Annotated in this window: 18 protein-coding genes; 11 read left to right on the top strand and 7 right to left on the bottom strand. The window is 65.1% G+C overall.

The features are described from left to right. The first annotated feature begins 23 nt into the window (after nt 1–23). The 5 genes from CLU93_RS21975 (at nt 24) to CLU93_RS21955 (ending at nt 6,788) form a co-directional block, all read left to right on the top strand. Nucleotides 24–1,619, top strand: a complete 1,596-nt coding sequence (locus CLU93_RS21975) for an FHA domain-containing protein (RefSeq protein WP_257225051.1) — start codon at nt 24–26, stop codon at nt 1,617–1,619. Nucleotides 1,620–2,010: 391 nt separating this feature from the next. Next, nucleotides 2,011–2,604, top strand: a complete 594-nt coding sequence (locus CLU93_RS21970; RefSeq protein ID WP_099763296.1) for a metal-dependent hydrolase — start codon at nt 2,011–2,013, stop codon at nt 2,602–2,604. A 115-nt stretch (nt 2,605–2,719) separates the two neighbouring features. Continuing rightward, nucleotides 2,720–3,229, top strand: a complete 510-nt coding sequence (locus CLU93_RS21965) for a sigma-70 family RNA polymerase sigma factor (protein ID WP_257225050.1) — start codon at nt 2,720–2,722, stop codon at nt 3,227–3,229. Continuing rightward, nucleotides 3,229–4,197, top strand: coding sequence for a FecR domain-containing protein (locus CLU93_RS21960; protein WP_180287908.1), 969 nt, complete (start codon nt 3,229–3,231; stop codon nt 4,195–4,197). Before CLU93_RS21965 ends, CLU93_RS21960 begins: the two co-directional genes overlap by 1 nt. A 113-nt stretch (nt 4,198–4,310) precedes the next feature. Then, complete coding sequence (locus tag CLU93_RS21955) at nt 4,311–6,788, top strand: TonB-dependent siderophore receptor (protein ID WP_099763293.1); 2,478 nt, start codon at nt 4,311–4,313, stop codon at nt 6,786–6,788. Nucleotides 6,789–6,795: 7 nt separating this feature from the next. Here the strand turns inward: CLU93_RS21955 and CLU93_RS21950 are convergent, their stop codons facing one another. From CLU93_RS21950 to CLU93_RS21930, 5 genes are all read right to left on the bottom strand, one after another. Beyond that, the gene (locus tag CLU93_RS21950) at nt 6,796–7,683 is read right to left on the bottom strand and encodes a pirin family protein (protein WP_099763292.1); all 888 of its coding nucleotides are present in this window, start codon (nt 7,681–7,683) and stop codon (nt 6,796–6,798) included. Beyond that, a complete protein-coding gene (locus CLU93_RS21945; RefSeq protein ID WP_099763291.1) occupies nt 7,680–8,078 on the bottom strand; it encodes an OsmC family protein in 399 nt (132 codons plus the stop codon). The genes CLU93_RS21950 and CLU93_RS21945 overlap by 4 nt, the downstream gene beginning before the upstream one ends. 78 nt (nt 8,079–8,156) lie before the next feature. Then, on the bottom strand, nt 8,157–8,876 hold the full coding sequence (locus tag CLU93_RS21940; RefSeq protein ID WP_243420275.1) for an SIMPL domain-containing protein: 720 nt from the start codon (nt 8,874–8,876) through the stop codon (nt 8,157–8,159). A 62-nt stretch (nt 8,877–8,938) separates the two neighbouring features. After that, nucleotides 8,939–11,254, bottom strand: coding sequence for an SUMF1/EgtB/PvdO family nonheme iron enzyme (locus CLU93_RS21935; protein ID WP_165829488.1), 2,316 nt, complete (start codon nt 11,252–11,254; stop codon nt 8,939–8,941). A 19-nt stretch (nt 11,255–11,273) separates the two neighbouring features. Beyond that, nucleotides 11,274–13,589, bottom strand: coding sequence for a hypothetical protein (locus tag CLU93_RS21930; RefSeq protein ID WP_099763288.1), 2,316 nt, complete (start codon nt 13,587–13,589; stop codon nt 11,274–11,276). Nucleotides 13,590–13,910: 321 nt separating this feature from the next. On the opposite strand from CLU93_RS21930, the gene CLU93_RS21925 reads away from it, so the two are divergent. The 3 genes from CLU93_RS21925 to CLU93_RS21915 all read left to right on the top strand — a co-directional run bounded on the left by CLU93_RS21925 (nt 13,911) and on the right by CLU93_RS21915 (nt 16,178). After that, nucleotides 13,911–14,147: a hypothetical protein gene (locus CLU93_RS21925; RefSeq protein WP_099763287.1), complete on the top strand. Its 237-nt coding sequence runs from the start codon at nt 13,911–13,913 to the stop codon at nt 14,145–14,147. 187 nt (nt 14,148–14,334) lie between these two features. Beyond that, nucleotides 14,335–15,033 (top strand): YXWGXW repeat-containing protein, encoded by a 699-nt coding sequence (locus tag CLU93_RS28655; protein WP_243420276.1) that lies wholly within the window; start codon nt 14,335–14,337, stop codon nt 15,031–15,033. A gap of 116 nt (nt 15,034–15,149) precedes the next feature. Further along, a complete protein-coding gene (locus CLU93_RS21915) occupies nt 15,150–16,178 on the top strand; it encodes a transporter (protein ID WP_180287907.1) in 1,029 nt (342 codons plus the stop codon). 63 nt (nt 16,179–16,241) lie between these two features. Here CLU93_RS21915 and rnk read toward each other — a convergent pair whose 3' ends face one another. Next, entirely contained in the window at nt 16,242–16,649 is a 408-nt protein-coding gene (gene rnk, locus CLU93_RS21910; protein WP_162835757.1) for a nucleoside diphosphate kinase regulator, read from the bottom strand. A gap of 590 nt (nt 16,650–17,239) precedes the next feature. Between rnk and CLU93_RS21905 the strand changes: the two genes are divergently transcribed. Continuing rightward, nucleotides 17,240–19,132, top strand: coding sequence for a putative bifunctional diguanylate cyclase/phosphodiesterase (locus tag CLU93_RS21905; RefSeq protein WP_099763286.1), 1,893 nt, complete (start codon nt 17,240–17,242; stop codon nt 19,130–19,132). A 141-nt stretch (nt 19,133–19,273) separates the two neighbouring features. On the opposite strand, the gene CLU93_RS21900 is transcribed toward CLU93_RS21905, so the two are convergent. Further along, nucleotides 19,274–20,962 (bottom strand): peptide chain release factor 3, encoded by a 1,689-nt coding sequence (locus CLU93_RS21900; RefSeq protein ID WP_373629862.1) that lies wholly within the window; start codon nt 20,960–20,962, stop codon nt 19,274–19,276. Nucleotides 20,963–21,124: 162 nt separating this feature from the next. On the opposite strand from CLU93_RS21900, the gene CLU93_RS21895 reads away from it, so the two are divergent. Then, nucleotides 21,125–23,182 (top strand): methyl-accepting chemotaxis protein, encoded by a 2,058-nt coding sequence (locus CLU93_RS21895; RefSeq protein WP_099763285.1) that lies wholly within the window; start codon nt 21,125–21,127, stop codon nt 23,180–23,182. A gap of 227 nt (nt 23,183–23,409) precedes the next feature. Continuing rightward, on the top strand, nt 23,410–24,219 hold the full coding sequence (locus CLU93_RS21890) for a Crp/Fnr family transcriptional regulator (RefSeq protein WP_099763284.1): 810 nt from the start codon (nt 23,410–23,412) through the stop codon (nt 24,217–24,219). The last annotated feature ends 20 nt before the right edge of the window (nt 24,220–24,239 follow it).

Here is a 24,239-nt window from a genome sequence, read left to right as displayed (position 1 = left end):
CGCTCGATTCGAGTCAGAATGTCATGAAAAAATGCAGCAACCCGGAGCACCCGCACTGTACGTTCTGGGTCTTGCCTGGGGATACAGTCTGTGCGGGCAACCACCCGCAAGCGACGACTGCTCCCAGCAGCTACGACCTGTTGACCGCACTGCGCAGCGCCCGTTCCGAACCATCGGCAACGGCGCTTTCGCACGCCCCTGCGCATGATTCCGATATTCGCGATGCTGTGATTCGCGATGCGGCCACTCAAACGGTAAGCCGCTCCTCACCGTCGGCCGCCCCGGCATGCACGCCAGCGCCCGTTGCGCCGGCAACGGTGCCGCCCGCCTACCAGCCGGTGCAAGCCCACCTGCACATCAGCGGCTTCGATCCCCGTGCGGCGGGCGGACGGCAAACATTAAAAATGGAATTGCGCGGCATGAGCGCCGCCTGCGCGCCGCAGCTGACCTTGCGCCTGCGCTCGGATCTGATCCCGCGTGGCCAAGTGCAGCATGATTTCGTGCGCACCACGCGCGGCGACTGGCGTCCCGTGTTTGTCGAGTTTTCCTCGCGCAACAAGGAACACGGGCAATACCAGATCGAAGTGGAAGTGCACAGCCATGTCGATGGCGCCGTGGCGCAAAAATGGGTGTGTACCTTCGTCATCCTGGTGCCGCGCCGCGACGCCACGCTGACGGAAATCCACCAGATCTTCCTCAGCACGCACAAGAATGTGCGCGTGATGGCGGACGACGCCTCGATCGCCCGCGTGACGGGCGGCGACGGCTGCAACCTCGACGTGACGGCGCGCAATGCCGGCATCGCCCACGTGGATTTATCTGCGCCGCAAGGCAAGATCGACATGGGTTTTACCACCATCGCCTGGGACGAGGAGTTGATCGAAGTCGACCTGCCCGCCGCCAGCCACTGCCATCCGCACCCGAGCCAGGCTGCCTGCCTCGTCAACGCGGCGCCGGAAGCGGGCGAGCAACGCCAGATCCGCCTGTTCGCGCTGGAAGAATGCATGCTGGGCCGCTTCGAACTGGTGGACCCGGAAGCCGATGTGCTGCTCAGCCATTTCAGTCCCGACGGCCAGGATAACAATGGCTTGACGCGCCGCCTGTCGGGCCGCCATGCCATCATCCGGCGCGGCCAGCAAGGCTTTGAAATCGAGGATGTATCGCGCTATGGCATGCTGCTCGACGGCGCGTGGCCCGGCAAGCACAAGCCCGTCGCCCTGCGGCTGGGCATGCGCATCGAATTGTCTGCCAGCATCAAAGGCATCGTCGTGCTCAGCGTCACGGCCATCCTGGCGCACGGCGTGATCCTGCACCGCATCGACCACGGCGCCCGCGCCGAATGTTTTTACCTGCTGCTGCCGGACACCCAGCCCACGCCTGCCAGCCACCTTGCCACGCCGCAGGCCAGCTGCCTGCCCGTGCTATTCCACCGCAACGGCGGTTTCTGGCACCTCGACAACGCCAGCGGCAAGGAAACCGCGCTGGCCCCCGCCATTGCGCTGGATAAACTCAGCGGCTTCGCGCGGCACAACCGCTTCGCCAGCGAACCGTATCCGGAATGCTGGATCATCCGCACCGAAGGCGCGGCGCTGTGCGATAGCAGCGCGCTGACCGCCTGACAACGTTTCCTGGCACCTCGCTACCCGCTAGCGGGGAACGAGCACCAGGAAAATCATCGACAAGCCCAGAATAAACACCGCTTCCAGCGTAAACACGATGGCGGGTATCTGCAATTCGCGCGGGATTTTCATGGCGACACCTCTTCAAAACACAGGACTGCTTTCAGCATAGCGCGCCCTGCGCCAATTGCATTGGCAGTCGCACAACACACTTGAGCGCCCGGCATGACTTGTCGAGTTCGCTGTCCAGGCCCTGCCGACACACAATTTAACAAATTCTCACCAGATATTCTGCAAATAGCACCCCTCCACGCCCTTGCATACTGTATATTCATCCAGTTAATATCCCCCTGTATTTCACACAACGCCCGCATGGCGTTTTACATTTTCTATGGCTTCCAACAAAGCGCATCATGCGACCGGTTGGGCTGCCGGCGTGATCGCCGCGGCCCTGGTCGCGCACGCTGGCGCCGGTGGCCCCTACCAAGTGCTGAGCATGCTCGCCTTTGTGATGGGCGCACTGGGCGGCACGGCGCCGGACTGGCTGGAAGTGGCCTGGTGGGCGCGCACGCACCGGCTGTGGATCACGCACCGCACCTGGACGCACTGGGGCCTGGCCTGGATCGCCCTGCTTGTCTACACGTATCTGCAATTGCCGCACCACCTGTGGGCGCCGCCCCTGTTCGGCTTTGCCGCCGGCGGCATCATGCATCTGCTGGCCGACTGGCCCAATCCGCTGGGCGTGCCGTGGATTTTCCGCCGCCACTCGCTGCGCTGGTGGAAAAGTGGCCGCCACGACATCATCGTCATCCTCGCCGCCTGGCTGGCCGCCACCGTCGTGGCCGACCACGTGTTTTTCGATGGCATCCACCTGCGCCGCACCACGCTGGCGCTGGACAGCCTGCTGCACTGGTCCGCTGGCGCACTCCAGACGGCCTGGGCGGATCTGCAACAGTGGCAAGAGCGCTGGCGCCTCGGTGGCTGACGCCAATTGACGCCGGCAGCATGGCAATGTGATAATGCGTATCATTCTCAAACAGCCCAGCCAGCCGGCACCCCGCGTTCCGTCAGCCCAGCTCATCCCTTGCCTGGAGAACGCAGTGAGTACCGTCAGTCCCGTCCATGCCATCCCCCTGAGCACCCTGTACAGCGAACACCACGGCTGGCTGTATGGCTGGCTGCGCGGCAAGCTGGGCAACCGCGCCGAGGCGGCCGACCTGGCGCAGGACACGTTTTTACGCCTGCTGGGCAAGCGCGACGCTGCACCGCTGCGCGAACCGCGCGGCTACCTGGCGACCATCGCGCGCGGTCTGCTGATCGACCGCTACCGGCGCCAGGCGCTGGAATATGCCTACCTGGAAGCGCTGGCGCAGCAGGCAGAGCCGGCATCGATCAGCGCCGAAACGCATGCCATCATCATCGAAACCCTGCTCGCCGTCGACCGCCTGCTCGACCGCCTGGGGGCACGCACGCGGACCATCTTCCTGCTGGCGCAAATCGAAGAACTGAGTTACATGGACATCAGCCGGCGCCTCGGCGTCTCCCTGCCGACCGTGAAAAAACACCTGGTGCGCGCCTACACGGAATGCCTGCTGCTGGCGGCCGCCTGATGTTCACCGCATCGGCCTCCGCTTCGTCGCCCATCCGCCGCAAGGTGCTGGCCGCCGCCGCCCACTGGCATGTGGAACTCCAGTGCGGCAGCGCCGACCCGGCCGCCGTGCAGGCATGGCGCGACGCCAGCGCCGAGCATGAACGGGCCTGGCAGCTGCTGCAGCGCATGGACGGCCAACTGGGCGCGATACCGGCAGCGCTGGCGATTCCCGCCCTGCAGGCGGCACAGCAGCGCCGGCGCGCCGCCGCCAAAATACTCGCCTTGCTGGTGGCGGCCGGTGGCGGCATCGTGCTGGGCCAGGCGGGCTTGCAATCGGGTCCATGGCAAGCCCTGACGGCATCCTTGCGCACGGTACCGGGCCAGCGCCGCCACGTGACCCTGGCCGATGGCGGGCGCATGGAGGTCAATACGGATAGCGCCGTGGATATCGACTACAGCGCCGCGCGCCGCCGCATCCGCCTGCACCATGGCGAAATCATGATCACGACGGCATCCGATGCCCGCCCCTTCCTGGTCGATACGCCGCACGGCGTGATCCGCGCGCTGGGCACGCGCTTCGGCGTGCGCTGCGACGGCGATGGCAGCACCGTCAGCGTCTTCGAACACGCGGTGGAAGTGCGCTGCGCGGCGCGCCCGGACGCCGTGCGGCGCCTGGAAGCGGGCCAGCAGCTGCGTTTCTCCGACACGGGCCTGGCAGCTGTGCTGGCCATGCCCGCGCACCAGGACAGCTGGCTGCGCGGCATGCTGGTAGCCGCCGACTGGCCCCTGCAACAGCTGGTGCGGGAACTGGCGCGCTACCGGCGCGGGCGTCTCGCCTGCGATGCCGCAGTGGCGCGGCGCCCCGTCACGGGCACCTACCGCCTCGACGATATCGACGCCGTGCTGGAAAGCCTGTGCGCCTCGCACGGGCTGCAAGTGACGTACTTCACGCGCTACTGGGCCACGGTGGCGGCCCGCGCCACATAATTATTTTCAGTTTTTTTGCGCCAGGGGTTGGTGTTTCGCTGCGCTGCTTCGGCTTGATAGATAAGTAGCCGATTCATCCTCCATTGACCATACCCTGAACAGAAAGACCGAGCATGCAGCTGACCACCCCCGTCCTCCATCCCGCCGCGCGCGCCATCCGCCTGGCCGTCCTCGCCATGGCGTGCGCCGCCCCCGCCGCCTTTGTCGCCGCGCCCGCGCTGGCGCAAGGCCAGGCTGCCGCGGCGGCACCGCAAGCCTACGCCATTGCGGCCGGCCCGCTGGCCACGGCCCTGAACGACTTTGCCGTCGCCGCCGGCGTCAGCCTGTCGACCGATCCCGCGCAGACGCGCGGCCTGCGCTCGCCCGGCGTGCGTGGCAGCGTCAACGTCAGCCAGGGCTTTGCCCAGGTACTGGCCGGCAGCGGCCTGGAAGCCGTGCAACTGCCGAACGGCGCGTATGTGCTGCGCCAGGCGGCGCCAACGTCCGCCTCGGCGGCCGGCGTGGAAAAGACCATGGCGCCTGTGACGGTCAGCGCCAGCATGGAGCGCGACCCCGTCAGTGAACACAGCAACTCGTACGCGGCGCGCGCCGTCACCGTCGGCAAGGGCGTGCAAACCCTGCGCGAAATTCCCCAGTCCGTCAGCGTCGTCACGCGCCAGAAGATGGACGACCAGAACCTCAATACCATCGACGCCGTGCTGGCCAACACCACCGGCATCACCATGTACGACAGCCCCATGGGCGGGCGCTATGTGTATTCGCGCGGCTTCATGGTCGACACGTACCAGTTCGACGGCGTCAACCGGGCCATGTTTTATCCGCAGGCGAACAGCTTTACCAGCAATACGGCCATGCTCGATCGCGTGGAAATCGTGCGCGGCGCCACAGGCCTGCTGCAGGGCACGGGTTCGCCGGGCGCCGCCATCAACATGGTGCGCAAGCGCCCGCTGGCGGAAAAACAGGTGCAGCTGGCGCTCAGCGCCGGCCGCTGGAACGACGTGCGCGGCGAAGTCGACGTCACCGGCCCCCTGAACGAGGCAGGCAGCATCCGCGGCCGCGTCGTGGCCGCGCATGACCAGCGCGATTATTTTTATGACGTGGCCGACAGCCGTACCGACGTGCTGTATGGCGTGCTGGAATTCGACCTGGCGCCCGGCAGCAAGCTGACGACAGGCGCCAGCTACGAAAAACTGAAGTCGACGCCGTTTTTCTCCGGTATGCCCCGCTACCGCGATGGCAGCGACCCGAAACTGCCCCGCTCGGCCTACCTCGGCGCGGACTGGAACCGCTGGGACAGCCGCCAGACGGCCGCCTTCGCCGAATTCGAACACCGCTTCGATGCCGACTGGTCGCTCAAGGCCAGCGCCAATTACACGCGCGAACAGCACGACGTGAAATACATGTTCAACCTGGGCGCGCTTAACCCGGCTACCATGGCCGGCATGATGATGTACGCGGGCGTGTTCGACTACGGCACCACCAACAAGGGGCTCGATCTGTCGCTCGATGGCAAATTCAACGCCTTCGGCCGCCGCCACGGCTTCAGCGCCGGTGTCAGCACGAACCGGCTGGAAAGCGACAGCGATTACAGCCTGGCCATGATGAAGCTGCCCAATAGCGCGCTGCAACCGAATCACGGCGTGGCGGAACCGAGCGATGCCTGGATACGCAAAGAACAATATGGCGGCGGCCACAGTCTGACGAGCATGACGCAGACGGGTGCCTACGGCGTGGCCCGCTTCAGCGTCAGCGACCCGCTCACCGTGGTGGCGGGCGCGCGCGTATCGAATTTCAAATCGAGCAGCGTGTACCGCGACACGGGCGAGGTGTATATCGATCCGTACCGCGAAAACGGCGTCGTCACGCCGTATGGCGGCGTCATTTACGCGTTCGACAAGCGCTGGTCCGGCTACGCCAGCGTTTCCGACATCTTCCAGCCACAAAACCAGCGCACGGCCGCTGGCGCCCTGCTTGATCCGCTCAAGGGGCGCAACCTGGAGGTGGGCGTCAAGGGTGAACTGTTCGACGGCAAGGTGAACACCTCGCTGGCGCTGTTCCGCATCGAGCAGCGCAACCGCGCCGAGGCCGATCTGGTCAATATCTGCACCAGCGGCACGGAGTGCTATTTCTCGGCGGGCAAGGTACGCAGCGAAGGCCTCGACGCGGAAATCAGCGGCGAAGTGGCGCAGGGCTGGCAGCTGTTCGCCGGCTACACCCTGAACAATTTCAAGTACCTGGAGCAGACCTCGAATGCGGGCGTGATGTTTGCCAGCACCTACTCGCCACGCCACATGCTGCGCGCGTGGAGCGACTACCGCCTGCCCGGCGCCTTGCAAAAGTGGAGCGTGGGCGGCGGCGTGAACTTCCAGACGGAAAGCTCGCGCGTCACGCGCGACGTGACCGTGGCGCAAGGCGCGTATGCCTTGTGGAGCGCGCGCGCCGCTTACCAGATCGACCGCAACTGGACGGCGGCACTGTCCGTGACGAACTTGCTCGACAAGCGCTACTACCAGACGGTGGGCGCGCCAGCGTGGGGCAATTTCTACGGCGAGCCGCGCAAGGCCGCATTGACCCTGCGCGCGCGTTTCTAAGAGGGACTCAGGTCGCCGGGCGCAGGGGCGCCTTCGGCAACGGGATGAATTCCGTCTCGCCCGGCACTTGCCCCATGCGCTGGGCGCTCCAGTCGTCGGCCGCCTGCGACAAACGCTCCTTGCTCGACGAGACGAAATTCCAGAACAGGAAGCGGTGGCCGTCCAGCGGCTCGCCGCCGATCACCACGAACTGCACCGGGCCGCTGCCTGCCGACACCACGGGCACGGCGCCGGCCTCCAGCAGCGCCATGGTATGCGGCACCAGCGCCACGCCATCGAGCAGCACCTCGCCGCTGATCGGGTAAATCGCCGCTTCCGGCGGCAAGCCTTCCAGGCGCAGCTCGCGCCCCGCCTGCAGCGCCACGTCCAGGTACAGCGTCTGCATGTAGGTGCGCACGGGCGAGGTCTGGCCAAACGCCGAACCGATCAACACTTTCACGACGGCGCCATCGAGCGCCACGACGGGAATCTCGGCCTGCGGCGTGTGCGTGAAACTCGGTTCGTCTTCTTCATGCGCCTTGGGCAGCGCGGCCCACAGCTGCAAGCCGTGCGTGCGGTGCGGCTGGCCGGCCAGGTCGAGCGGCGTGCGCTCGGAATGCACAATGCCGCGCCCGGCCGTCATCCAGTTGATGGCGCCCGGCTCGATGCGCTGGTACGAGCCGATGCTGTCGCGGTGGTCGATCGCGCCTTCGAACAGATAGGTGACGGTGGCCAGGCCGATGTGCGGATGGGGGCGCACGTCGTGGTTGGCATCTGGCGCCACGTCGATGGGGCCGAAATGGTCAAAGAAAATGAAGGGGCCGACGGCCTGCTTGACGGCGGACGGCAGCAAACGCCGCACGACAAAGCCGCCACCGAGGTCCTTTTCGTGGCTTTTCAGGATGGCCGCGCTCATGCCAGCACCGTCGTCACTTCGGTGGTCACAGCCGTCATCAATTTATGCAGCGGGCATTTGCCGGCTGCGGCCAGCAATTCCTGGCGCTGCGCGTCGCTCAAGTCACCGGTCAGGTGCAGGGTGGCGGCCAGGCGGTACACGCCCTTGCGCTCTTCGCTGGCATCGCGCTCGGTCGACACTTCCACATGTTCCAGGGGGATGCCCTTGTGTTTGGCGTACCAGACGACCGTGAGCGCCTTGCAGGCCGACAGGGCCGCGTCATACAGGTCGTGCGGCGAAGGACCGGCATCGCCGCCGCCTTCAGCCACCGAGGCGTCGGCGGAAATGATGTGATCGCGCACGTGCACGATGTGGCGCATGGGTTGCGACTGGTCGCGGATGGCTTTGATGGTCATGGCGTTCCTTGGAGCGTTTGGAAAGCCACAATTTACACCGTTTGCCCGCTTTGCGCAGCCAGCTCCCCGGGCGCCAGGCTATTTGATACGGAACAGGGCGTCCACCGTCTGCCCCATCTTCATGACGGTGACCATCAGCATGTCGTCGGGATTTTGCCGCTGGCGGCTGTTCGCGCGCTGGTAACGGTCGGACGGCACCAGGCCCACCGCATTGCCCAGGTTTTTCAGCTGGTCCGAGGAGATGCCGGCCACGGCGCCCACGCGCTTGCCGAAGCCGCGCGCCATGGCATCGGCCTTGCGCTGTGCATCCTTGACGGCTTCGCCCATCAATTCCTCTTCCAGGCGGATGCGTTCGGTGGCGCCGAAGGTGACGGCAAACGCATCGAGGTTGGGCATGGCCAGCAGCGGACGCATGACGGCGGGCCATTTCGACAGGTCCGCCACATTGATATGCACGCTGGCCTTGATCAGGTACTGCGGATTGGCCGGGTCCTGTTCCGCGCCCTTGCGGATTTCCTTGCGCACGTCGCGCACCTCGATGCCGGCCGCCGCCTCGGGCAAACCCTGCTCCACCAGCAGCGCCTTGACTTCCGTAATGCGCGTCTGCACGAGGAGCGTGGCCGCTTCGGGCGAGGGGTCGAAGACGCTGACGTCGAAATCGATCTCGCCCAGGTCGGGCAAGACAAAGCTGAACGCCGTCCCCGTCGCATGGATGAAGGGATAAGAGGGCAAGTCGCTGGCCAGGACAGAGACGGGCAGGCAGGCGAACACGATGGACAGCAGGCGGCGTTTGAACACGGACACTCCGGCACGGTTAAGGTGCATGAAGTATCGGCCAAGATGACATATTTAACAATAAATTAATCGAGCGTGCGCGCCACCCTGAAACCGACGATGTCGTTCGACAGCACGGTGGAAAAAGCGTTGCGCAGGGCCGAGCGCAGATAGCGCGGGTGATACAGCCAGGAGCCGCCGCGCAGGATGCGCCGGCTGCTGTCGCTGCCCTCTTCCCACGCGCTGCCGTCGACTGGCGCGCCGTCGTAATTGTCGTGCACCACGTCCTGCACCCATTCCCACACATTGCCATGCATGTCGAACAAGCCCCAGGAATTCGGCGCGAAGCTGCCCAGCGGCGTGGTGCCGCCCCGGTACACGCCGCGCGGGCCGCCGTTGTAGACATACAGGCCGTCGTAATTGGCTTGCTCGGTGCTGATCGTGTCGCCCACGTTGAAGGCCGTGCGCGTGCCGGCGCGGCAGGCGTATTCCCATTCCGCTTCGCTGGGCAGGCGGTACTGCCGCCCGGTGCGCTCGCTGAGCCAGGCCAGGTACAGCTGCGCATCATTCCAGCTCACGCCGACCACCGGGTGCAGGTCGGTTTGCACGAAACCGGGATTGTCCCAGTCCGTCTCGGAACCTCCCCCCCAGCCGGTCGCCTTGACGAAGGCGCGCCATTCGCCCACGCTGACGGGGTGGCGCGCCAGCGCGAACGGGCGCTCGATGCCGACCCAGTGCTGCGGCGTCTCGCGTTCCAGCCAGGCCTGCAGCGAGCCGGCCTGGATGGCGGCCTTGTGCTCCGCCTCGTGCGCGCCCATCTGGAAGCGGCCGCTGGGAATGAGCACCAGTTCCGGGCCCTGCCCCGCGCCATCGAGGAAATCGTCGCGCAAGATGCCTTCGGCATTGGCCACCGCTTGCACATGTTCCGATTCCGCTGCTGGCGCCGGCGCGGATGCCGGCGCAGGGACCGACGCGGCGGCGCGGCTGGCCTCTGCGCGACGCGCGCGTTCCTGCTCGGCGCGATAGGCCGCCTCCGCCTTGGCGACGATGGCCTTGCGCTGCAATTCCTGATGCTCCTGCAAGGCCGTGGCGGCGTCGGCTTCGCGGCGCGCGCGCAACTGGCCGCGCAGCGCTTCCTTGCGCAGCTTGCGCGCCTCTTCCGCTTCGAAATGGCGCTGCGCCTCCTGTTCGCGGCGCAGTTTGTCCTGCCGCTGCTTTTCCAGTGCGGCGGCATGGATTTCCGCCTTGCGCCGCTGGTCCAGTTCTTCCTGGCGTATCCGGGCCCGCTTGATCTCTTCCTCGCGCGCCTGTTCGGCGGCCAGCGCCGCCTGCCGTTGTTGCTGCGCCGTGCGCGCCTGCTGCTGGCGCGCCTGTTCCGCCAGTTCTTCGGGCGACGGCCCGGCAGCACGCTCCAGATTTTCCAGCAAGGCTTGCACCGATAGCGGCCGCAATTCCGCCGTCAGCGAAAAACCGTTCTGCAGCACTTGCCACTGCGCCGCATTGAGCGCTTGCGGGGTTGATGGCAAATGGCTGGCGCTGCGCGCATCGTCGAAAGGCATGCGCCCTTCGAGCATCTGGTAAATCATCACGGCCACCGCATACACGTCCAGGCGCGGGCTAGGCTGGCGCTGGTTGGCGCCGGCCTCGGGCGCCCGGTAGCCGTGCGTGCCCGCGTTCGGCATGTCCAGCGCCAGGCTGCTGTCCGCATTGCGCACGCGCGTGGCGATGCCGTAATCGAGCAATTTGATATCGCCCTTCGCCGTCAGGAAGACATTGCCCGGCTTGATGTCGCGGTGCACCAGCTTGTGCTTTTCCCACGCATACGACAGGGCCTCGGCCACCGGCTGCAGCAATTCCTGCACCCTGGAGAGCGGCAGCGCGCCCTGGCGGCCCAGGTAGTGTTCGAGGTCTTCGCCATCGAGGCATTCCATGATGATGAAATAGCTGGCCGTGGCAGGATCTTGCGCCCACTCGTAGACGCGCACGATGTTTTCATGCGCGAGTTTGCGCGCCTGGGTCGCTTCCTCGATCAGCAGCTTGGCGTGCGTGGCGCTTTGCGTCAACTGCGGCGGCAAGATCTTCAGCGCCACCATTTCGCTGCTGCCCAGCTCCGCGTGCGTGGCCAGGTCGGTGGCTTGCCACACCTGCCCCATGCCGCCCGTGCCGATCAGCCGTTCGAGCCGGTAGCGGCGGTTTTGCGGGCCGATTTCCTGGCCCGTCATGAAGCCCAGCTCCGTGCCCTGGCGCACCGGCAGCGGCGCGGCCACAGGTGCGGCGCCGGGCGGCGCGTACTCGGCGTCGAGGATGGCATTCTTGCGGCGCTCAAATTCCTGCTCGCTGAGCAGCCCGTCGTCATGGAGGGCGCGCAGTTCCCGCAGTTTGTCTCGTGCTTTTTGCATCATCTGGGGTGAAACGCTTCCATCAAGGCTGCAGGGCGACGCCGCAGGCGGCGCAGAATTTATCTTCCGGATGGCCCGCGCGCTGCGCATGGCCGTTCTTGCAGCGGGCCGGCGCGGCAGAGGCCGCGCCTGGCTGCAGCGCCTGCGCCACGGCCACACCCAGCTGCGCCTGCGCCGACAGGCCATGCGCGTGCGCCGCGTTCTGCAAATTGATCAGGTCGAGCTGCTGGCGCCGTTCGCGTTCCGCCTGGCCTTCCAGGTAGCTGCGCTCCTGCGCCACGCTATCCTGCGCCATGCGCATGGCGTCCAGCGGCGCGATACTGTTTTCGGCCGCCGCCAGCGCCGCCAGCGCGTGAATCTGCTCGGCGCTCATGCCCGCCTGCAGCTGCACTTTCAGCACTTGCGCCAGCGCGCTTACATTCTGCCCGGCGGCCATGGCCAGCTTGCCCGTGTCGCTCAAGCTGCCGATTTTCTCGATGCGGTCGATATCGATGCGCGCCAGTTCTGCCGCATGCGCCTGCTGCGCCAGCAGGGCTTCGTATTCACCCTTCCAGCGCGCGTAATCGCTTTCGCGCTGCTGCGCCATGGCCAGCAAGTCGCGCTGCCATTGCGCTTCCTGTTCCAGCTGGCGCAGCTGCTGGCGCTGTTCCTCGATGGCCAGCGCGTCGAGCTGCGCCAGCTGCGACTGCTGCTGCAGCTGGCGCGCGTGCACGCCATCGGCCTCGATGGTGCGCAACAGCTTTTCCTGCTGCGCGATGGCGTCTTCGCGCGCGCCGCCGCGCCGCAGCGCCGCCACTTTCTCCGCGATGTCCGCCGCCTGCACCTGCGCCGCTGCATCCTTGTGCGCCTCGGCGCGCAGCAATTCGCGCTGGCGCGCCAGCTGCATCTGGTCTTCCCACTCCTGCACCCGCTCCGCTTCGCGCTTGCGCGCCGCATTCGCCAGCATCAGGCCCTGCCAGGCGGCCTGGTGCTGCTCCGCCTCCAGCTGCGCCTCGCGCTGGGCCGCATCCGCCTCCGCCTGGCGCAGGCGCGCCAGCTGGGTGCGGCGGCCCGTCTCGTCGTCGATCAGCAGCGCGCTTTCGATCTGCTGCGCGATCGACTGCAAGTGCACCTGATGCGTAAAGCGCTGCTGCGCCAGCTGGATCTGTTCGCGCCCATGCAGTTGCGACAGTTCCAGCTCGCTGCGCATCTTGATGGCGGCCAGCGCGCGCACGTGTTCCCAGTTGGCCGTTTCATCGGCGCGCTGTGCGCCCTTCTGCGCCAGTTCCTGTTCCAGCTCGCCCAGCGCCAGCGCGGCGCCGTGGTCGAGCGCCTGGCGCCGCGATTTCGCTTCCAGGATGCGGCCATACAGGTCGATCTGGCGTCCGCGCAGCGCCTGCAGGCGCTCCGCTTCCTGGTGGCCCAGCTCCGCTTTTTCCAGCGTCGCATCCTGCTGCAGCTCGGCGCGGCGATGCGCATGGCGCGCCGCCAGTTCTTCGCGGCGGATGCGCTGCCACTCTTCCTCGTCATACAACTGGTCGAGCTGTTTCATGCGCTCCAGGCTGTGCTGCTCCAGTTCCTGCGCCGGCAAGCCGCCCAGCCACAGGGTGCCGATGGCGGCGTCGGCGTTGCCGTCGCGCTTGTCATGGCGTAGCGCCAGCGTCTCCACGCGCGCCACGGCCAGGCCGGATGGCGCCAGCCGTTGCGTCAGCGCCGATTGCAGGCGTTCGTTCAATTCGGGCCGCAGATCCGCATTCGCATCCATCTCGCGCAGCGCGCGGCTGCCGATGAATTCCAGCGCAATCTGGCGCACGGACGGCAGCAGCAAGGCGTGCAGGTGGGCGCGCGTGACGGCACCCGGCGCGCGCATGAACTGGCGCGCGAACGCATCGGGCTGGCCCAGCGCGATATCGATACGCAAGGACGCGGCGACGTTGAGCAGTTCCGTGCTGGCCAGGCCGGGCAGGTCGAATTCGAGATGCACGGCGTCGGCGCGCGCGATCAGCACTTCGGCCGGACGCGCCGGCAGCAGCGCGGGCAGGCGCGCGAAGAAGGCGGCGCTGTCGTAGTCGCCGGCCGGTATCAAGGTGAAAGCGTCCGATTGCACGATCCAGGCGCGCGACTCGGCCGGCACCTGCAGGCGCCGCGCCGCGCCGCCGAACAGCGAGGACAGCTCGCGCACGCCGAAGAACAGGGCCAGTTGCCCATCAGCAAGATGCCATTGGTTGGCATGCAGCACCGCGTCGCTGTCGGGGGCGCCCAGCGACAAGCCGCATTGCGCGCAATAGCCGGCGGCAGCGCCGTTCTTGTGCTCGCAACGCGGGCAGCGGGCGCCGCCAAAACCAAACAATTGGAACATATGTGACTCCTGATGATATTTTTATCCACGCGACGGGGCCGCCATGCCGATTCTAGCAGGACAGCTGGCCTTGCACTTGCCGCGCGCGGCAGTGTGCAGCGTTAAATAATGCCATGCGGCAAGTGCATTCATATGCACGGATACAGGGCTAATTAGGCCTCAATTCAAGCGGTCGCCCGCCAGCCCCGGGCGCTGGCATTTCAGCGCCGTTTTTTTGCAGGCCATCCCGCCAAAACCACGGTTGGTCGCATCCGCATGGCGCGCTGGCGCGCCCTTGGCTACAGTGCATGCATACCCACCCGCCACCCGAAAGGAAGCATCATGAAAACGTTGAAAAACATGGAAGCCATCTTCACCGTCGCCGTCGCCATCGCTTGCGGCGCCAGCTATGTCAGCTTCATGCAGCCATCGGCAGCCAGGACCGCCGCTGCGGCGCAAGCGAGCGCCATCCCCGTCGTGGTGGTCAGCGCCAAGCGCCTGACGGAACAGGAAAAGAAAATCTCGCTGATCGAGGAACGCCAAGCCTTGCTGGGCAACGCCACCGCCAGCACCCTGTGAGCCATCGATGCTGAGCGTATGCCGCCTGGCGCAGCGTACATAGCCACGCGCCAGGCCGCCATTTGTATCGGCCACGGATACACGGACACACAGCATTGTGTCAATTGTAATAAGTTGAATCAAAGGCGAAAAACCGCCAGCAAGCGCCTATAGTCCATTTCACGCAATCACCGAAATGGAGCACACCATGAAACCCATCGCACTCTACGCAGCAGCCATGCTTGCCATCAGCACCGCGGCCTTTTTGCCGGCGCAGGCGATGGCACAGAATCAGCTCGGCGTGAGCATTGTCGTCGGCAACGCCCCGCCTCCACCACGCTTTGAACGCGCCCCCGTGCCGCGCGCCGGCTATGTCTGGGCACCGGGTTACTGGAACTGGGACGGCCAGCGCCATGTCTGGAGCGGCGGCGAATGGCTGCGCGAACGCGGCGGCAACCAGTACCGCCGCGCCGCCTGGATACAAGAGAACAACCGCTGGCGCCTGGATCGTGGCGGCTGGGTCGCCGCGCAAATGCAGCCCGTGCGCTATGACGACATCCGCATCGCCCCGCCGCCACCACGCCGCGAAGCCATCCCGCGCGCGCGCCACGGCTACACCTGGGCGCCAGGCCACTGGGAATGGCGCAGCCAGCGCTACGCCTGGACACCGGGCGTGTGGATCGCCGAACGCCCCGGCTATGCGTATGCGCCACCCGCCTGGAACCAGCGCGATGGCCGCTGGCAGATGGAGCAAGGCCGCTGGTCGCCACGCGGACCGAACGGCGACCGCGACCGCGACGGCATCCCCAACCGCCATGACCGCGACAATGGCAACCGCCACGACCGCGACGGCGATGGCGTACCGAACCGCGATGACCGCAGGCCCGATAATCCGCGCCGCGACTAAAATGCGGTTGTAGTCCCCACCAAGGCCACCCATCGCGGTGGCCTTGTCATTTTCCCGACACATCCGTGTATTAAAATCGCGCGACGATCAATTACACTGCGCGAGAAAGATTCACGATGGCGATGGAAACTGCCGGTTTTACCTACGGCTCGGACACCTCGGGCCTGGTCTGGGGCTTCCTGTTTGGCCGCGAAGCGCAGCCGCTGGCGCTCGACTCGGCGGCCGCACTGGCCTGGCTGGCCGATGGCGCGGCCAGGCCGGCGCAGCAATTCGTCTGGCTGCATTTCAATTTATCGCACGCGGCCAGCGAAAAATGGCTGATGACGCATACGCAGCTGGCCGACGAATTCTATGAGACGCTGCACCAGGGTTCCCGCTCGACGCGTATCGAACAGGCAGAAAACACCCTGATCGCCGTGGTCAACGATGTGGTGCACAATTTCTCGTTCGAAGCGTCCGACATTTCCACCATGTGGGCCAGTGTGGCGCAAGACCTCGTCATCACGGCGCGCCGCGCGCCGCTGCAGTCGATCGAGCGCTTGCGCCAGGCCGTCATCAAGAACCACGAGCCGATCCGCTCGTCGGTGGAACTGCTGATCCATCTGCTGCGCGATCAGGCTGACGTGCTGGTCAACATCGTGCGCGATGCCGTGGCGCGGGTCGACGATATCGAAGACCACTTGCTGGCCGGGCGCCTGGTGCCCAAGCGCGAAGACCTGGGCGCCATGCGGCGCGTGCTGGTACGGCTGCAGCGCCTGCTGGCGCCGGAACCGGCAGCCCTGTTCCGCCTGCTGCAACGCCCGCCTTCGTGGGTGTCGGAGCTGGACAGCCTGGAACTGCGCCAGTCGACGGAAGAATTTTCCGTGGTGCTCAGCGATATGTCGTCCTTGCAGGAACGCATCAAGCTGCTGCAGGAAGAGATTGCCGCCAGGGTCAACGAGGAAAACAGCCGCAGCCTGTTCGTGCTGACCATCGTCACCGTGCTGGCCTTGCCGATCAATATCATCGCCGGCATGCTGGGCATGAACGTGGGGGGAATTCCGCTGGCCCAGCATCCGCAGGGCTTCTGGATCATCGTCGCCATCATCGTCACGTTCACGGTGGTGGCGGGATGGCTGGTGGTGCGCGTGCAACGCAATAGTTGACTATTGGGAACACGGCCTGGCAGGCGAACGGCAGGCGCCGTCCGCCATCACTGCTTGCCGCGCTTAGCGGTGGTATTCGCCGGCCCGTTCAGGCTGGTAAACGATTTCCTCGATTTTCACCTTCACCACGCCACCGGGCATGGGCCAGGCGATGCTGTCGCCGACGGACAAGCCCAGCAGCGCGCTGCCGACGGGCGCCAGCACGGAAATGCGGTCGGCCTGGCCTTCCACATCCTTCGGATACACGAGCGTCAGGCAGAATTCTTCCTTGTTTTCCACCGTGAAGCGCACGGTGGAATTCATCGTCACGACGGTGGGCGGTATTTCTTGCGGCTCAAGCACCTCGGCACGGCCCAGCTCATCGAGCAAGGCGGCCTTGTCCGGCGACAAGTTATTTCCCAAGGCATACAACAACGCTTCCAGTCGTTCCAGGTCTTGTGACGACAAAATAATTTTTGGTTTTTTTTCCAAGATATCCTCACTATTGATCATTAGGGCGACGTCCGGTTTTGCTGGCGGCAGTTTACTTGGCCGCAGCAGACAAAATAAACAGCATCAGAACGTCCATCATCAGCGGATTATGGACGAACTCGCGGAGCAAGGCCATAGCGTTCTCGCATTCTTCATTAAAATTTATTAAAATCAATGACTTGCACTGGCCGATACGGACAAAAAGTTAATCCCTGCCGTGACGGCTGCAGGCATGCAAGTTACTCTGCATGACATTTTGTTTACCTGCAGCATGTTTTTAGGGGCAAAAACCCGCCGCTAAAAAAAGGATTAAAATTCAGATTACATTATTATTCGAAAGACACGTCCCGCCTTTTCCGCCTGACTTGTCGCCTTGCATGCGGCTACCGGCTTGCGGCATGCCCACTAAATTGCCGCGTACGCTGTACTTTCACGCCGCAAAATGACAAGATGTCGGCCTTAGCAACACTTAGCAACACGTTGAGAGTTCCGGCTCACTTCGGTTTTCATCAGACTGGAACGCAAAGTATGGCAGGGCGAGGCGGGATCACACGGGGCGGCAGCAAGCGGGGCCGGCAGGAGAAGGCGTCATGATGCTGCCATTGATGCTGCCCTCGGTGCAGTTGCGCGGTGACCGGATAGCCAGGCTGAACTTGCTGGCCGCAGCGGCCATGCTGGCCACGGCCAGCCTGCTGCTGGTCCTCTTCCAGTTGTTTTCCCTCCAGGCATCGCTCCAGCGCGACCTGCGCATCCAGGCCGACATGCTGGCGCCAGCCGCTGCCCAGGCCATGCGCCACGATGATCGCCTGGCGGCGCAACAGGTGCTCGCGCCCCTCGCCGCCGCCCCGCATGTCCGGCAAGCACTGCTCTTCAGTCCGTATGGCACGCCATTCGCCCGCTACGCGCGCAGCGCCAGCGATGCCGTGCCCGCAGCGCCGCGCAGCGGCCTGCAGATCGATTACCTGGACGGCAGCGCCGCCCTCCTGCAAAACCTGCCCGGTGGCGGCGCACTGTATCTGCGCGCCAGCCTGGCGCCGCTGTTCGGCAGCCTGGCGCAATTTGCCGCCTTCACCCTGCTGGTCTGCCTGTGTGCGTTCGGCCTGACGGTCCTGATGGTGCGCCGCACGCGCACCGCCGCCCAGCATGCGGAAAGCCATTTGCACTACCTGGCCCACGTCGACCCTGTCACGCAACTGCCGAACCGCCATGAATTCAACGGCGCCCTGGCCTACGCGCTGGCGCGCGCCGACCGCCAGGACAGCAGCGTGGGACTGCTGCTGCTGGACCTGGACAACTTCAAGGTGGTCAACGATACGCTGGGCCACCACTGCGGCGACCAGCTGCTCAAACTCGTCGCCGAGCGCCTGGTGGCGATCCTGCGCGGCACCGACATCATCTGCCGCATCGGCGGCGACGAATTCGTCGTCATCGTCGAACCGGCCGACGACGCTTCGGAAATGGCCAGCGTGGCGCGCAAGATCCTCGCCGTGCTGGCCGCGCCGTTCGCGCTGGAAGGCCACCAGCTATATGTCAGCGCCAGCATCGGCGTAAGCCTGTATCCGTTCGATGCGCAGGACGTGGCCACCCTCACGCGCAATGCCGACACGGCCATGTACCACGCCAAGCACCAGGGCAAGAACCGCTATGCCGTGTTCAAGGCCGAAATGGAATTGCGCGCCCAGCGCCGCCTGCGCATGGAGGCGAACCTGCGCCGCGCCCTGCAAAACGAGGAACTGTATCTGCACTACCAGCCGCAGATCGACTTGCGCAGCGGGCGCATCGTCGGCGTGGAAGCGCTGGTACGCTGGAACTGCCGCGAGATGGGCCAGCTGAGCCCCAGCGAATTCATCCCCGTGGCCGAGGAAAGCGGCATCATCGTCGAGCTGGGACGCTGGGTGCTGCAAAGCGCCTGCCGCCAGGCGGCCAGCTGGTGCAAGGCCGGCCTGCTCGATTCGCTCGAACACGTGGCCGTCAACCTGTCGGCCTGCCAGGCGCGCGACCCGGGCCTGATGGACGATATCCGCGCCATCCTGCACGAGACGCAGCTGCCGCATGGCTTGCTGGAGCTGGAAATCACGGAAGGGGTATTGATGGACAATATCCACGCCAACGTGGAACTGATGCGGCGCCTGCAGGACACGGGCATCCACCTGTCGATCGACGATTTCGGCACCGGCTATTCCTCGATGTCGTACCTAAAGCGCCTGCCGATCGATCAATTGAAAATCGACCGCAGCTTCGTGCACGACCTGCCCGGCGAAGGCGAAGCCATCGTCACTGCCATCATCGCCATGGCGCACAGCCTGCATCTGAAAGTGGTGGCCGAAGGCGTGGAAACGCTGCAGCAGGTGGAGTTTTTGAGAAAAGCCGGCTGCGACAACGTGCAGGGCTTTTTCTTCGCGCGCCCGATGACGGCGGCGCAGTTGACGGCATTGCTGCTGGAGCGGCGCGACTGGAGTACGCGCACCGTCATGCCGGCTTGAATTGCGCCAACGATGGTGTCGGATTACGCGGCGTGCCGCCGCTAATCCGACCTACAGCAGCACACCATGAACAGGCAGGTCGGCGTAGGTCGGCGTAGGTCGAATTAGCGCGCAGCGCGTAATCCGACATCACCCGCTACATCAAGCCAGCTTGGCCGAATGCTCGCGCGTCGCGTGGAACGTCAGCTTAGGCCAGCGCTCTTCCGTCAGGCGCAGGTTCACGCCCGACGTGGCCAGGTAAGCCATGTTGCCGGCCGCATCGTAGGCCACGTTGTGGCCCAGCGCGTTCTCGAAATCCTGCAGGATGCGCTTGTCGTCGCAACTGACCCAGCGCGCGCTGCTGATGCTGGTGCCTTCGAACACGGCGTCGACGCCATACTCGTTGAGCAAGCGGCTCGCCACCACCTCGAACTGCAGCACGCCGACGGCGCCCAGTACCAGTTCGCCGCCCTGCACCGGCTTGAAGACCTGTACCGCGCCCTCTTCGCCCAGCTGCTGCAAGCCCTTGTGCAGCTGCTTGATCTTCAAGGGATTACGGATGCGCACTGAGCGGAAGAAGTCTGGCGCGAAGTAGGGAATACCGGTAAAGGTCAGCATCTCGCCTTCGGAAAAACTGTCGCCGATCTGCATGTTGCCATGGTTCGGCAAGCCGATGATGTCGCCCGCGTACGCTTCTTCCACCTGTTCGCGCGAGGAAGCCATGAAGGTCACCACGTTCGACACCTTGATCTCGCGCCCCAGGCGCAAATGCTTGACCTTCATGCCGCGCTCGAAACGTCCCGAGCACACGCGCAAAAAGGCGATGCGGTCGCGGTGCGCCGGATCCATGTTCGCCTGGATCTTGAAGACGAAACCCGTAAACGGCTGCTCGGACGGCGCCACCGAGCGCACGGTCGCGTCGCGCTCGCGCGGCGCCGGCGCCCAGTCGACCAGCGCCGAGAGAATCTCGCGCACGCCAAAGTTGTTGATGGCAGAACCGAAGAACACGGGCGTCTGCACGCCGGAGAGGAATTCCTCCAGGTTAAACGGATTCGATGCGCCGTGCACCAGCTCCACTTCCATGCGCAACTGGTCCATCTCGAGCGGGAACATCTCCTGCAGGCGCGGATTGTCGATGCCCTTGATGATTTCGAAGGCGCCGTCGGCTTTTTCTTCGCCGGCCTTGAACAGCATGATCTCGTCGTTCAGCAGGTGATACACGCCGCGGAAGTTCTTGCCCATGCCGATCGGCCAGGTGACGGGCGCGCACTGGATCTTCAGCACCGATTCAAGTTCGTCGAGCAGATCCAGCGGATCGCGCGTCTCGCGGTCCATCTTGTTCATGAAGGTGACGATGGGCGTATTGCGCATGCGGCAGACGGCCAGCAGCTTGATCGTCTGCGCTTCCACGCCCTTGGCCGCATCGATGACCATCAGCGCCGAGTCGACCGCCGTCAGCACGCGGTAGGTATCTTCCGAGAAGTCCTGGTGGCCCGGGGTGTCGAGCAGGTTGACGACGTGGCCGCGAAATTCAAACTGCATCACCGAGGAGGCGACGGAAATGCCGCGCTGCTTCTCGATTTCCATCCAGTCCGACGTCGCGTGGCGGCCCGATTTACGCGCCTTGACGGTACCGGCCATCTGGATCGCGCCCGAGAACAGCAGCAGTTTTTCCGTCAGCGTGGTCTTACCCGCATCCGGGTGGGAAATGATGCCGAAGGTGCGGCGGCGCGCCACTTCGCGCGCGATCACGGCAGGCGCCTTGCTGCTGGCTGACGCTGCGGCGTTGTCCGCATTGTCGCTGGAATCGGGGGTAGTGATGTCGTTCTCGTTGGCCATATTGGTGACCATAATATGGCCCTCGCAAAAAACCCTCGATTTTACAGAAGGATCGCACTTCCGTGTGAACTGCTTCACTCGGGCGGAAAGCAAAATTGCCCACTTCATCAAGAGGTCACAATCCGCAGGCAACATTGCATTGCAGAAATGTTGTCACCCTACCCTGGAAAACCGATGAAAATCCTCCTTACCCCCGCCATCCGCCTCATGCAGCGCTTGCGCCTGCTGCCCAAATTCATGCTGGTCTGCCTGGTCTTCCTGCTGCCGCTGGCGCTGGCGACCACCCTGCTGATCTCGGAGCTGGGCAAGTCGCTGGCCCAGGCGCAGGATGCGCAGCGGGGCGTGGCCTATGTGCGCCAGTTGCAGGAAGGCACGCGGCTGCTGCAGCAACGGCGCGGCCTGGAACACTTGCGCCTGAGCGGCAAGGCGGGCATGGACAACTCGGCCGTCAATGCGCGCATCACGGCCGCGCTGACGTCCCTGGCGCGCTTGCCGGCCGGCGCCGGCCTGCCCCAGGCGGCCGAGCTGACCAAGCAGTGGCAAGCCCTGTTGGGCCGCCAGGCGGGCCTCGCGGCGCGCGACAGCTATGCGGCGCACACGGCGCTGCTGCGCCAGGCGGCCAAACTGGGCCAGCTGGTGGCTGACCGTTCGCACCTGAGCCTCGACCCGGACGCAGGCGCCAACCACCTGAGCGCCGTCTTCACGGCCACCCTGCCCGACCTGGCCGAGAGCCTGTCCGACATCGCCGGGCGCGGCGCGGCCTACATCGACACGGGCCTGTTCGAAGCGAACGAAGATCAACTCGTCAACGCCAACGCCCTGATCGCGCGCCACGAACTGGAACGCCTGCCGGCCCGCTTCGACGAAATCCTCGTCGCCAAGCCGGCCTTGCGCGCCAGCCTGCAGCCGGCCCTGAAAGCCGTACCGACGGCACTGGCCTTCCTCGAACGCACGAAAAATGAAGTGACCAATTCCTACGACCAGACCTCGGGCGCGCAATTCCACGCGGCCGGCATGCAGGCCATCGACGCCCTGCACGCGCTGTCCGGCGCCTCGGCCAGCGCGCTGGACGACTTGCTGGCGCAGCGCATCGCCCGCGACGAGGCACGCCGCGGCCTGATCCTGGCGGCCATGTTGCTGGTGCTGCTGGCCGCCGCCTACCTGTGCGCGGGCTTCTATGCCGCGTTCGCGCGCGATGTGACGCAATTGCGCCTGGCCGTCGGCGCGGCGGCGGCCGGCGACCTGTCGCAGCGCATCACCTCGCAGGCGCATGATGAAATTGGCGACCTGGTGCGCGACTTCGGCGCCATGACGCACGGCCTGGCCACCCTGGTGCAGGAAATCCGCGGCGGCGCGGCCGTCATCGCGGCGGCCGGCGCCGATATCGCCCAGGGCAATGCGGCTCTGTCCGGCCACACGGCCACGCAAGCGGACGCGCTGGGCGCCACCGTGGACTCGATGCGCGAGCTGACGGCCACCGTGGGCCGCAATGAAGCCCATGTAGGACAGGGACGCACGCTGGTGGCGACGGCGGCCGACGTGGCCCTGCGCGGCGGGCAAACGGTGGGCGCCGTGGTCGAGACCATGGCCTCGATCAAGGCCAGCTCGCACAAGATCGTCGACATCATCGGCGTCATCAACGGCATCGCCTTCCAGACGAATATCCTGGCCCTGAACGCAGCCGTGGAAGCGGCGAGAGCCGGCGAACAAGGACGCGGCTTTGCCGTCGTCGCCGCCGAAGTGCGCAGCCTGGCGCAGCGCTCGAACGAGGCGGCGCTGGAAATCAAGCGCCTGATCGGCGATTCCGTGGCCACCGTCGATGCGGGCGGCGAGCTCGTCAATGCCGCCGGCAACACTATGCGGCAAGTCGTCGATGCGGTGCAGCAGGTGGCCGTGGTGATCGGGCGCATCAGCAGCGCCGGCGCCGAGCAGAATGGCGAGATCGCCCGCATCAACGGCGCGCTGGCGCAAATCGACGACATGACGCGCCAGAACGCGGGCCTGGTCGACGAGGCGCGCGCCGGTTCGCAGCGCCTGCACCAAGAGGGCGAGGCGCTGACGCAGGCCGTCAGCCGCTTCCGCCTGGGGCAGCACGAGGTGCCAGGTACGCGCCCGGCGCCCGCAGCAAGCATGCGCGACGGCTTGCCCAGCGTGCGGCCGGCCGGCCTGTGGAGCGCCAATAAGCCACGCGTCATATCACAAAATCGCGCAGAACGGCGCAAGGCTAGCTAGGCTAAAGTGTGCATGTAGGACAAGGACTACAATTTCGCCTCAAAAGAGACTACAAGGTGGCGACTGCTAATCTTATGTTCGCCACTTACATAAGCTCTTAAAGTAGCTACATCGCGATCTGCACCGCGCGGTCGAAAAAAAACGCCGTTACAACATGAGTACGGCAGCTTTTTTTAACCAGCAACGCGGCAGTCGCACTCCGATGTAAAAAGCCTGTGAGGAATACTATGAGCCATACTCAACTTATCACCCCGGTCCAGAAGAACCAGTTGCTGCCGCGCGCCATGCCGGCGGCTGGACGGGAAATCAAGCTTGCGTCGCGGGTTAGCCTCAGCAGTGCCCAACAAAATGAATTGCTGGCCGCCCTGCCACGCGCCGCGCTCGAATCGCTGTTCGAAGACCTGGAACTGGTAGAACTGCCTTTCGGCAAGGAACTGTATGCCTACGGTAACAACCTGGAATACAGCTATTTCCCCACCACCGCCATCATTTCGCTGCTGTATGTCATGGAAGATGGCGCCACGACGGAAATCGCCGTCGTCGGCCATGAAGGCGTGGCGGGTGCCTCGCTGCTGGCAGGCGAGCGCGCCATGTGCACGGCCGTCGTGCAAAGCGCCGGCTACGGTTACCGCCTGAAAACGCAAAGCTTGCGCGATGCCTTCAATCAAGGCGGCGCCCTGCCCCAGTTGCTGATGCGCTACACCAACGCCCTGTTTGCGCAAATGGCGCAGAACGCCGTCGGTGGCCGCCACAGCTCGATCGAGCAAAAGCTGTGCCGCTGGCTGCTGGACCGCCTGGACCGTTCGCCATCGAACGAATTGAAAGTGACGCAAGAGCTCATCTCCATCATGCTGGGCGTGCGCCGCGAAAGCATCACGGCCGCCGCCGGCAAACTGCAAGATGAAGGCTTGATCCACTATCGCCGTGGCAATATCACGGTGCTGGACCGCGCCGGCCTGGAGTGCTATGCGGGCGAGTGCTACAAGGTCGCCAAGACGGAATACGACCGCTTGCTGCGCGACGTGTCGCGCTGCTGAACCGCTGCTGATCTGCATAG

Source organism: Janthinobacterium sp. 35 (assembly GCF_002754575.1).
Lineage (GTDB): Bacteria > Pseudomonadota > Gammaproteobacteria > Burkholderiales > Burkholderiaceae_D > Janthinobacterium > Janthinobacterium tructae.
The sequence above is the reverse complement of the archived record's forward strand: the minus strand, read 5'-3'. Positions and strand labels throughout refer to the sequence as shown.